Annotated in this window: 4 protein-coding genes, 1 tRNA gene and 3 pseudogenes; all 8 read right to left on the bottom strand. The window is 48.3% G+C overall.

The window, feature by feature from the left end; all coding sequences use genetic code 11:
- Positions 1 to 155: 155 nt before the first annotated feature.
- The 8 genes and pseudogenes from nth to CS022_RS24100 all read right to left on the bottom strand — a co-directional run bounded on the left by nth (position 156) and on the right by CS022_RS24100 (position 7131).
- Entirely contained in the window at positions 156 to 809 is a 654-nt protein-coding gene (nth, locus tag CS022_RS24135; protein WP_129124411.1) for an endonuclease III, read from the bottom strand.
- A 14-nt stretch (positions 810 to 823) separates the two neighbouring features.
- Positions 824 to 1516, bottom strand: coding sequence for an electron transport complex subunit E (locus tag CS022_RS24130; RefSeq protein ID WP_129124410.1), 693 nt, complete (start codon positions 1514 to 1516; stop codon positions 824 to 826).
- Positions 1516 to 2145, bottom strand: a complete 630-nt coding sequence (gene rsxG, locus CS022_RS24125) for an electron transport complex subunit RsxG (protein ID WP_129124409.1) — start codon at positions 2143 to 2145, stop codon at positions 1516 to 1518. Before rsxG ends, CS022_RS24130 begins: the two co-directional genes overlap by 1 nt.
- Positions 2142 to 3199 (bottom strand): annotated as a pseudogene (gene rsxD, locus CS022_RS24120) (electron transport complex subunit RsxD). Before rsxD ends, rsxG begins: the two are co-directional and overlap by 4 nt.
- A gap of 2 nt (positions 3200 to 3201) precedes the next feature.
- A pseudogene (rsxC, locus tag CS022_RS24115) lies at positions 3202 to 5525 on the bottom strand (electron transport complex subunit RsxC).
- Positions 5522 to 6104: pseudogene (rsxB, locus tag CS022_RS24110) on the bottom strand (electron transport complex subunit RsxB). Before rsxB ends, rsxC begins: the two co-directional pseudogenes overlap by 4 nt.
- Positions 6105 to 6111: 7 nt before the next feature.
- Positions 6112 to 6684: an electron transport complex subunit RsxA gene (gene rsxA, locus CS022_RS24105; protein WP_129124412.1), complete on the bottom strand. Its 573-nt coding sequence runs from the start codon at positions 6682 to 6684 to the stop codon at positions 6112 to 6114.
- Between the two features lie 371 nt (positions 6685 to 7055).
- Positions 7056 to 7131 (bottom strand) — tRNA-Asn (locus CS022_RS24100).
- Position 7132 lies beyond the last annotated feature (1 nt).

The following is a 7132-nucleotide window of genomic DNA, read 5'->3' as shown; positions in this document are numbered from 1 at the left end:
TAGAGACTTTAACAATCAACAACAGGAAATGATGCTGGCGGCATCAATATTAAATCGATTTACGCAGCTTGGTATGCCCGATAGCTACCGAGTCGCCTAGTGATATCAAAAGACAGGGTGGGCCGAGTATGGAAACAAAGCCGTTTTAAACGTATTTATTTCTTCTTTTTCTTTACGTTTTCTTTTGGTGGAGAGTACTCACACAGGTCTTCGATAATACAGCTACCGCACCTTGGCTTACGAGCAACGCAGGTATAGCGACCATGCAATATTAGCCAATGGTGAACGTCGACTTTGAACTCTTTTGGGACAACCTTGAGCAGTTTTTGCTCAACTGCGTCGACGTTTTTGCCGATGGCGAACTTGGTGCGGTTAGATACCCTAAAAATGTGAGTATCTACAGCGATAGTGGGCCAGCCGAAGGCCGTGTTGAGAACCACATTTGCCGTTTTTCGACCAACGCCTGGCAGCGCTTCAAGCGCTTCACGATTCTCCGGGACTTCTCCGCCATGCTGCTCAATCATAATGCGGCATGTTTTGATCACGTTTTCGGCTTTGGAGTTAAAGAGACCGATGGTCTTGATGTACTCCTTAACACCATCTACCCCTAGGTCCAGTAACGCTTGCGGTGTATTTGCAACGGGATACAGTTTGTCAGTCGCTTTGTTTACGCTGACGTCTGTTGCCTGAGCGGATAAAAGCACTGCGATCAGCAATTCAAAAGGAGTGTTCCAGTTAAGCTCAGTTTCTGGATGAGGGTTTTCTGCCCTCAGCCTCTCTAGGATCTTAACCCTTTTTTCATTATTCATTTAATCGTCCGACATTAGTTCACAGAAGTGACACGTGCCCGCTCGATGGCCACTTTCTCTTTTGGTTGTTTATTCGCTTGCCACTGGTCAATCACATTTTTCAGTGCAATTAGCAGGCCCACAGCTAAAAAGGCCCCGGGTGGAAGCATAGCTAGGAGGAATGCACTGTCGAAATGAAAGACCTCAACACGCAGTGAAGCAGCCCAAGGTCCCAGTAGACGGTCAGCGCCATCAAATAAGGTACCGTTGCCAATCACTTCACGTATTGCACCAAGTACCACAAGTGCGGCTGTCATCCCCATCCCCATCCAAAAACCATCTAATGCGGCGAGACCGGGGGTGTTTTTAGATGCAAAGGCTTCGGCTCGGCCGATAATAATGCAGTTGGTCACGATTAACGGTATGAATATTCCCAGCGATTGATAGAGTCCGAACGCGTAGGCGTTCATCAGTAACTGAACACAAGTCACCAATGAGGCGATAATGAGAACAAAAATAGGGATACGGACTTCTTTCGGTACCCAGTTTCGACACACTGAAACGATGAGGTTTGACCCCACCATGACTAACAAGGTTGCAATGCCTAGTCCCAGAGCGTTCGTCACTGTGGCCGATACAGCAAGCAAAGGACAAAGACCCAACAACTGAACCAGCGCTGGGTTATTGCTCCACATTCCATTGGTCATCAACTCTTTATGTTGGCTCATTACTTTGCTCCACAATCAAGCGGCTGGTTAAGAATAGACTGACGATTTTCAATCATAAACCAAGCAGCATTTCGGCTGGCTTTCACCACAGCACGCGGTGTGATGGTCGCTCCCGTAAATTGATCGAATTGTCCACCGTCTTTTTTCACAGCCCAATGAGGGTCGTCCTTACTTTCAATATTTTTACCAGTAAACCGAAGGATCCAGTCTGAAACCTTGGTATCAATTTTGTCACCAAGCCCTGGCGTTTCATTATGATTCAATACTCTCACGCCCGTCGTGCGATTTCCGCTATCAATGGCCACAAGAATTCTTATTGCACCGTTATAGCCATCTGGAGCGACTGCCTCGACCGCCATACCAGTGACGTTTCCACCCTTACTTGCCACATACAATGGCTTTGATTCATCGCTACCTAGCAGAGGGCTGGAAACCAGCCTACAACTTTCTGAGAGCGCATTGTCGTGGGATGATTCAGGAATGACTTGATTGAGCTGTTTCAGTAAATGGGCTTTTTGCTGTTGAGCGATAGTGTCAGCGGTCAACTGGTTGGTAACTGCTACAAGGCCAGTGGCGGCAAGCGCCGCGATTGCAAGTATGACACCATTTTTCCCCATGGCTTTGATCATGCTCGACCTCCCTGGCCATAAACGTCTGGCTTGGTGTAATAGTCGATTAAAGGCACACACATATTGGCCAACAATACTGCAAAGGCAACACCATCAGGGAAGCTGCCAAAGGTTCGTATGAGATAAACCAAAAGGCCAATCAATGCGCCGAAAACTAATCGACCTTTATCCGTTGTTGATGCAGAAACAGGGTCAGTCGCAATGAAAAATGCACCGAGCATTGTAGCCCCGGAGAACAGATGAATGATGGGTGAGGCGACGCCATCAGGCTGATAATAAACCCAATTAAACTGCATACGAACAAACTGGTTAGCATTGCCACAGGTATGTGCCAGCGAATGATGCCCCGACGAAGCAATAATATGCCGCCGGCGAGAAAAGCGATATTAACCCAGCTCCAGCCAAGCCCTGCAAATACGCCAAAGACAGGTTCGCTAAGCGCTTCAGATACAGTCTTACCTGAGTTGAGCGCGATCTTGACGGTATCAAGTGGTGTCGCCATCGTAATGCCATCGACAGTCTGGCGAAGCTGGTGGACGCTAAAGCCTTCAACACTGAAATTGGTGAAAATCGCGTATGCAGAATCAAGCGCAGAAATCGGTTGTCCTAACAAAGATGAATCAGGTAACCAGTTGGTCATGTGGACTGGGAAAGATATCAACAGCACCACATAGGCAACCATAGCCGGATTAAACAGGTTCTGGCCTAGTCCACCATATAAATGTTTAGCGATGATAATAGCAAAAAGTGCCCCAATAACAGCCAACCACCATGGAGAGAGCGGTGGTATTGCTATGCCGATGAGAACACCGGTAAGCAATGCGGAATTATCTTTCAAACTACGAAGCACCGGACGTTTTCGTATGGCAAGCACAGTTGCTTCTGCACAGACAGCAGTAAGTGCCGCAATTGCAGTTTGAATTAATACTCCCCAGCCGAAGAAATAGCACAATGCAGCAATACCGGGAAGTGCACACAGCGTCACGGTCATCATGATGTCGCTGGTACTTTTCCGACTGTGGCTATGTGGGCTACTGGCGATAAAAAAGGCCACGTTTACATTTCCTCATTGTCTTTGCGTGATTGCTCAGCGCTTGCTGCCTGTTGTGCGGCTTTACGGGCTTTTGCTCGCGCAATTGCAGCAGCGACAGCCGCTTTCTTCGGATCTTCAGGTTCCGCTGAATTATCAGACGCGGTTTCTGGTTCCGCATTTTCAGCCTGCTGAGCGGCTTTACGTGCTTTTGCTCTCGCAACTGCGGCAGCGACAGCCGCTTTCTTCGTGTCTTCAGGTTCAGATGAATCATCAGACGCGGTTTCTGGTTCCGCATTTTCAGCCAGCTGGGCGGCTTTACGAGCTTTTGCTCTCGCAATGCGGCAGCCACGGCGGCTTTCTTCGGGTCTTCAGGTTCAGCTGAATCATCAGACGCGGTTTCTGATTCCGCATTTTCTGCCTGCTGCGCGGCCTTACGTGTTTTGGCTCTTGCAACTGCGGCAGCGACGGCGGCTTTCTTCGGGTCTTCAGGCTTAGCTGAATTATCAGACGCGGTTTCTGGTTCCGCATTTTCTGCCTGCTGCGCAGCCTTACGTGCTTTGGCTCTTGCAATAGCGGCAGCAACTGCATCCTTCTTCGGCGTAGCCTCTTCTTCGGAAGTAGAAGAATTCAACTCGGCAGCTTTAGTTTTCAGCGCTTTCCGCTCTCTGGCCTGTTGTTTACGCTCTTCGCGCAGTTTTGCCATTTCAGTGTTGTCTGGCTCGGTGGATCCATGATTCGCCGCCTCGGCTTGCTTGGCCTTTGCTTTGGCGATTGCCGCAGCCACAGCGGGTTTAACTTCAGGCTCAGACACTGATTTAGCTTTGACTCTCGCTATCGCCGCAGCGACTGCATCATCACCGCCTTTTTCAGCCATGGCTTTACGACGATTTTCTGCTGCAACTCGGTGTTTCTCTTCACGGAGTCGCTTATCACGCTCCATACGCTCTTTTTTAGCTTCGAAGCGTTCTTTTGCTCTTTCCGCGGCTTGTTTCTCTGCATCACGAGCACGTATTTCTGATTTCGCCTGACGATAATATTGAACGAGAGGGATTTCACTCGGGCACACATAAGCACACGCACCACAATCGATACAATCAAACAGGTTGTATTCAGAACATTTGTCGTAGTCCTGATCTTTTGCATACCACTGCAGCTGCTGAGGGAGTAAAGATACCGGGCATGCATCGGCGCAGGCACTGCAGCGAATACACGCCATTTCGCCTTGTGATGGAGTCATTTCTCGCCGAGTAGGAACCAAAATACAGTTAGTGGTCTTGGTGACCGGAATACCCTCATTAGGCGCGGTAAAACCCATCATTGGTCCGCCGATAATCACCCTGCGAAGCTTTTTGTCTGCTTTATAACCTTGTTGATCGAGAAGGAAATTGATGGGGGTACCGAGAAGTGCCCATCTATTATTCTGATCCTTCAAGGTTTTTCCTGTCAGTGTCACTACACGTTTTATCAGCGGCTCACCATCAATCACAGCGCGCTTTACGGCGTGAATGGTACCGACGTTTTGCATCAATATACCGATTGCGGCTGGGATACCTCCGCTGGGCACCTCCCTCCCAGTGATCAGCTTGATTAACTGCTTTTCACCGCCAGAGGGATACTTGGTAGGGACCGTTTGTACAATCGTTTCCGGTAAGTGATTGATAGCGGCTTTGAGCGCTTCCACCGCCTCTGGTTTGTTGTCTTCAAGTGCCATGACAGTCAGTTTTGGCTGAACCAGGTGTTGAATGATTTCAATACCTTGTGCAATCTCTGCTGCATGTTCCCGCATCAAACGATCGTCAGCGGTGATGTAAGGTTCGCATTCGGCACCATTGATAATTAGAATTTCAGTACGACCTTGACCCGTCTGAAGCTTTCTCGCTGAAGGGAAGCCTGCACCACCCATCCCGGAAATTCCCATCATCCGAATGTGATCGATCAGTTTTTCAGGCTCTAGCTCACGATAGTTATCGATGGCGTGTTTTTCGCCCCATGTATCAGCATGGTCAGGACGTAGGACCACACATAAATCGCTCAGCCCTGAGGGGTGTGCGATAGCGCGGGGTTCGATAGCAACAATTTCGCCTGATGTCGGCGCATGAACCGGACAGCTCTGTATCAGATCGGATTGTGTCAACGGCTGACCTTTGCTGACTTGGTCGCCGACTTGAATGACGAGTTGGCCTTTTGCGCCAATATGTTGTTTGAGAGGAATAATCAGCTCGCCTGGTATTCTGACAGGCTGAATGGAATCTTGATTCGACTGTGTTTTGTTTTCCGGCGGATGGACGCCGCCCTGAAACCCCCAAATCTGGCCACTTTTAATCTGTTGTAAAAGGCTGGTGCTCATGAGGCTTTGGCCTCCGTGACCTTGGTTGATGGAATTTGTACGACCGGGATTTGGTTGAGCTTCCATTTCCAGTTTTCTGGTGTTGTTTCTACTGGGATCATTTCAATACAGTCAGTGGGGCAGGGCGCAACACACAGGTCACAACCTGTGCACTCTTCTTTGATAACGGTATGCATAACTTTGGTGCTACCGATAATCGCGTCTACGGGGCAAGCCTGAATGCATTTAGTACAACCAATGCAGTCATCTTCGATGATGAATGCCACTGTTTTTACTGCTTCCTCTTCACCGCTTAGAGGTGAGGTCGCTTCCACACCCATTAAATTCGCAAGGTTTTCTATGGTCGCTTGGCCGCCAGGTGGGCACTTGTTGATGTCATCGCCATTCGCAATGGCTCGGCATAGGGACGACAGCAGGGTAACCGCATTGTCCACACTGTGTTTGCGGGAGCAGAGTATCAATTTGATCAACGATAGGGTCTGCTTCTACCTTGAAACGAACAGATGCAAAGCCAAGCAGCAAGCCGAAAATGGCTGCTAACGCACCTAATGCAAAGATTGCTATCAGAATTCCCGTGATCACAATTTCACCAACCAGTAAAGCCCATAAAGGCGAGAGACATCAGACCTGCAGTTACCATAGCGATCGATGCACCTTTAAAGGGGGTGGGGACATCGGCTGCAGCAATTCTTTCTCGCATGGCAGCAAACAGAACCAGAACCAAGGAGAAACCAACAGCCGCACCAAAGCCATACACAATGGACTCGATGAAGTTATGCCTTTCATTTATGTTAAGCAGAGCAACGCCAAGCACTGCGCAGTTTGTTGTGATCAAAGGTAAGAAAATACCTAAAAGGCGATAAAGAGTAGGGCTTGTTTTGTGAACAACCATCTCAGTGAACTGAACGACAACAGCAATCACAAGGATGAAACTGAGCGTTCTCAGATAGCCAATCCCAAGGGGAAGTAAAATGTAATTTTCAACCAGATACGCACTGACCGATGCTAAGGTAAGGACGAAAGTGGTTGCCAGCCCCATACCGATTGCCGTCTCCAGTTTTTTGGAAACCCCCATAAACGGGCATAGGCCAAGAAACTTCACTAAAACGAAGTTGTTGACCAAAACGGTACCGATGAGGAGGAGTAGATACTCAGTCATGTCTGTCATCAAATACTAAGGTTAATGTTCACTATTATCGGTGTTTGAGGCCTCCATAACAACCGTATCTAAACGCGTTTTGGCCTCAAAAAATCACCACTTAGGTGGAATATCACTTCGAACCAATGATTCTCAAATACATTAAACAACTATCTGGTCCGACCAGTATACTTAATTCGAAATAATGCGCAATGAGTCCAAATAAGATCCGTATTTTTGTACGTTTCAATGACAGGTTTGGCTTTTTCGCCAAATACAGAAATACATGTACCTTTTGCAGAGTGCTGACTAGTTAGCGCCTTTCATTTGACGATGGTATTCGCTTAAGCGTAATAGAAAAAAGCCCCGGTCTTTCGACCAGGGCTTGAATTTGGCTCCCCCTGCTGGACTTGAACCAGCGACATACGGATTAACAGTCCGCCGTTCTACCAACTGAACTAAGGGGGAA

Origin of the sequence: Veronia nyctiphanis (assembly GCF_004116385.1) — a bacterium.
GTDB lineage: Bacteria > Pseudomonadota > Gammaproteobacteria > Enterobacterales > Vibrionaceae > Veronia > Veronia nyctiphanis.
Note: the sequence above shows the minus strand (reverse complement) of the source record. Positions and strands in the feature narration are given on the sequence as shown.

Coding starts and splice junctions, on each gene's coding strand:
- CS022_RS24130 (WP_129124410.1), bottom strand. CDS start 1,516: ATGAGCCAACATAAAGAGTTGATGACCAATGGAATGTGGAGCAATAAC.
- rsxA (WP_129124412.1), bottom strand. CDS start 6,684: ATGACTGAGTATCTACTCCTCCTCATCGGTACCGTTTTGGTCAACAAC.
- rsxG (WP_129124409.1), bottom strand. CDS start 2,145: ATGATCAAAGCCATGGGGAAAAATGGTGTCATACTTGCAATCGCGGCG.
- nth (WP_129124411.1), bottom strand. CDS start 809: ATGAATAATGAAAAAAGGGTTAAGATCCTAGAGAGGCTGAGGGCAGAA.